General features: G+C 58.8%; 1 protein-coding gene. It reads left to right on the top strand.

Translation table 11 applies throughout. The features are described from left to right. On the top strand, positions 1-497 hold a 497-nt coding region (locus tag AAIR21_RS27865; RefSeq protein ID WP_434682840.1), incomplete at both ends, for a FimD/PapC N-terminal domain-containing protein.

Raw genomic sequence — 497 nt, 5'->3', positions numbered from 1 at the left:
GAGGGCAACCTGCAGCCGGTCATCACCCCTTCAGATCTCGATGGCTGGGGTGTGAACCTGAAGAGCCGGGATGACCTGAGCGCCCTGCCGGTGAAGGAGGCGCTGACGCAGCCCCTGACCACGTACATTCCGCAGGCCTCCATGAAGCTGGATTTCTCGCAGATGCGCCTGATGGTGAACATCCCGCAGCTCTACATGAAACCGAACCGTGACACCCTGGCGGACCCGTCCCTGTGGCAGGACGGGGACACGGCATTCCTGCTCAACTACAACCTGAGCGGCAGCACCTATGAAAGTAAAAACGACGGTAACCGCAACAACAACCAGGGGTTCTTTGCCTCCCTGCAGCCCGGAATTAACGTGGGGCCGTGGCGTATCCGTAACAGCTCCACGTACAGCTACAACCAGCAGCGTTTTGACCGCTATGATGCCCTGCAGAATGAAAAAAACCGCATGGTGCAGACCCAGACCCAGTGGACATCCCTGCAGACGTACGT

The sequence above is a fragment of the Enterobacter sp. PTB genome, from assembly GCF_051130085.1.
GTDB classification, from domain to species: domain Bacteria; phylum Pseudomonadota; class Gammaproteobacteria; order Enterobacterales; family Enterobacteriaceae; genus Enterobacter; species Enterobacter ludwigii.
Note: the sequence above shows the minus strand (reverse complement) of the source record. Positions and strands in the feature narration are given on the sequence as shown.